This is a genomic window from Corynebacterium sp. HMSC074C03 (genome assembly GCF_001838285.1).
Taxonomy (GTDB): domain Bacteria; phylum Actinomycetota; class Actinomycetes; order Mycobacteriales; family Mycobacteriaceae; genus Corynebacterium; species Corynebacterium amycolatum.
In genome coordinates, this window is sequence record NZ_KV836259.1 from 1 (window position 1) to 2,670 (window position 2,670).

At 60.6% G+C, this 2,670-nt stretch carries 2 protein-coding genes; both read right to left on the reverse strand.

Annotation, left to right across the window (positions count from 1 at the left end):
* Window positions 1-33: 33 nt before the first annotated feature.
* Window positions 34-1,065, reverse strand: coding sequence for a class C sortase (locus HMPREF2847_RS10660; RefSeq protein WP_070852419.1), 1,032 nt, complete (start codon window positions 1,063-1,065; stop codon window positions 34-36).
* Between the two features lie 158 nt (window positions 1,066-1,223).
* Entirely contained in the window at window positions 1,224-2,351 is a 1,128-nt protein-coding gene (locus HMPREF2847_RS10665; RefSeq protein WP_246822014.1) for a DMT family transporter, read from the reverse strand.
* Between the last annotated feature and the right edge of the window lie 319 nt (window positions 2,352-2,670).

The following is a 2,670-nucleotide window of genomic DNA, read 5'->3' on the forward strand; positions in this document are numbered from 1 at the left end:
CCCATTATCAGGGACACTCACAAGGTAACGGGGCTAATCCTCCGCCTCCGGCACTGCGCCCGCCTCGTCGCTCTCGCGCTCGGCTTCCGGCTCGCCCTTGCCGTCGCGCGAGAGCTTCCGCAGCCACCAAATCAGCAGCGCAATGATCACCGCCGCTGCTGCCAGGATGGCCCACATCCACCACTGCCACTGCGAACCGCTGCCGTCGAACACGGACTCCTCGTCAGGATCCATCGGCACCTGATGCCCCGTCACCAGCAGTCGGTGCGTGTTAATGCCGTAAGGCGTGCACGTAATCAGGGTGATCAGGTCTTCTCCGGGGACGCGTCGTAAAGCATCGGTTTCATCCGGCTTTACGACGGTTACGTCGTGGACCTCATACTTCAACTTGTGACCCGCGACTGCGATGTAGAACGCGTCGCCCTTCTTGACCTTGTCGAGGTTGTCCCACAGCGTCGCATTCTGCAGACCCGTATGCGCCGACAGCGACGCGTGACGACCTTCACCCTCGCCCACGCCGCCGACCGGGAAGTCGGTGCCGTAGAGGTGACCGACCCCGCGCGAAAGCGATTTTTCCGACGTGCCGTGGAAAATGGGCAGGTCAGAGTTGATGGACGGGATGACGATGCGGCCGAGCGCGTCGGTCTCGCCAAGCACGTCGAGGTAGTGGCGATAGCGCTGGTACTCCGGGGAAGACTCGTCATCGGAGGTGGTCCAGGCATCGCCCGGATTGACCTCGCCGAGGCTGGCGTTGTACTCGTGGGCCTCGTTCCAGGCGGTGTCCAAGACCTCAGGAGGAGCGGATTTCTCCAGCTTGGAGTACTCATCTGCGGCGCGGGCCTGCAGGAAGTTATTCCACTGCGTTGCGACAACCGGGTACAGCAGCACTCCCAAACCACCAATGATCAGCAGCAAGGCGATGATGGTGTTCGAGTTGAGCTTCTTGCCCTTTTGGGGCTTTGCTTTGGTGTTGGTTGCGGCGCTGGCGTTGGTATCGTTTGCGCGTTCGGACTTCCGCTTAGATGTCGGTTTAGATGCCCGCTTGGAATGGGAATGACGCCCCATCGAATCCTACCTTTGGTGACATTGTGCATAGCGGCCACGGGGTCTTTCTCACCAGGGACAGTTCCCGGGCAGGGGATAGCCAGGCCGACAAATCGCTAACGACTTAATAAGTGCAAATACCAATTTAGGTCATGCGGCCCGGGAGAGTTGAACTCTACTCACCGCGCTGCGGCATCGGTGGAATCTGTGGTGGTGTTTGCGGAGCTTGTGGTGTCGGCGTTTGCGGTGTTTGCATCGGCTTTTGCGGAGCTTGGGGCGCTTGTGGAGGCGGTGTTTGCGTTGCTTGGGGCGCTAGTGGCGGTGGCTTCTGCCGGCCGAGCCGCCAGGGCAATAGTGGCAGAAATCATGGTCGCCAGTGCGATAAACAGCGCCACCCACTGCACACCAACTGCCTGGAAGCGTTCACCAAGAACGATGTATCCCAAGCTGAAGGCAACAATCGGCTCCACGACGGTCATAGCTGGTAGCGAAGCCTGCAACGGTCCCGCGTTAAAAGCCGCCTGCTGCAGGCCGACGCCAATAACCGCCAGTGCCACCAGCAGCCAGAGTTCCCAGGAGAGCAGGAGCTGGACGAGTCCGTCGTTGACGTAGGTATCGACCACCGACTTAGACAGCAACGCGACGAAGCCGTACAGCCAGCCGGTTGCCGTGCCGAGCAGTAAGGCCTTCGGGTTCTGGCGCAGCACTCCGCGCTGTTTCGTGGCTGAGGTGCTACCTGTGCTGTTGTCGGTGCTGGAGCGGTCTGCGATGGCTGAGCTGTCACTCGTGTTGGAGCCGCTACCTGCGTTGGAGCCGCTACCCGTGCCGGTATTGGGCCACTGAACTGCAGCGGCGTACAGTCCGCAGGTGACCACGCCACCGGCGGCAAGAGCCCATCCCCACAGGTAGGTGGGGATATCGGTGGAGCCGGCAGTCGGCTTGCCGAGCAACACCAGCGTCGCCACCGCAAAAGTAAGCGCTATCGACCAGATCATCTCTGACCGCGAAATCCGCCGACCATTGACCTTCGCCGCCAGCGGGAGCGTGAGCATCAGCTTCATAACCAACAACGGCTGTACCAGGAGCAACGTGCCAAATGCCAACGCTGCGACCTGAAATACATACCCGGCAATCGCCAAAGTCGAGCCTAGCCACCAGCGTGGCAGCTTCAGGGTCTTCGCCACTCCGCGAAGTGTGCTGGTGCCCTCTTCCAGTGTTCCGGAGAGGTTGTGGCGGATGACGGTTCCCCACGCGATGCTGAGCGCGGACAGCAGTGCCAGTATCGCAGCGAGAAGGTCATTGTTCACGTAGGAAATGCTAGGCATGCAACACTTGTCATGTCCACTTCGCAGGGGTTGGGCGGGGCAGTGTTTGGTGCCCGCAGCGCCTCGGGGAGTAGCTGGCGGATTAGCTGGTTCGGCCAAGATGCTGACTGAGCCCGGGAGTTCGGGAGTGACACTGACTGAGCCCGGAGTGGAGCTGGCTGAGCTCGGAGCCTGGGAGTTCGGGAGTGAAACTGACTGAGCCCGGGAGTTCCTGGCACAGTACCGAGAGTTACTGACCTAGTTTATGTCAGTTTTGACAAGTTTCAGGGCCGGTAGGGTCAGGCGGTCATTGCATCATGGA

What these genes read in the sequence shown, in the direction of transcription:
- HMPREF2847_RS10660 (WP_070852419.1), bottom strand. Translation starts at nt 1,065, where the DNA reads ATGGGGCGTCATTCCCATTCCAAGCGGGCATCTAAACCGACATCTAAG.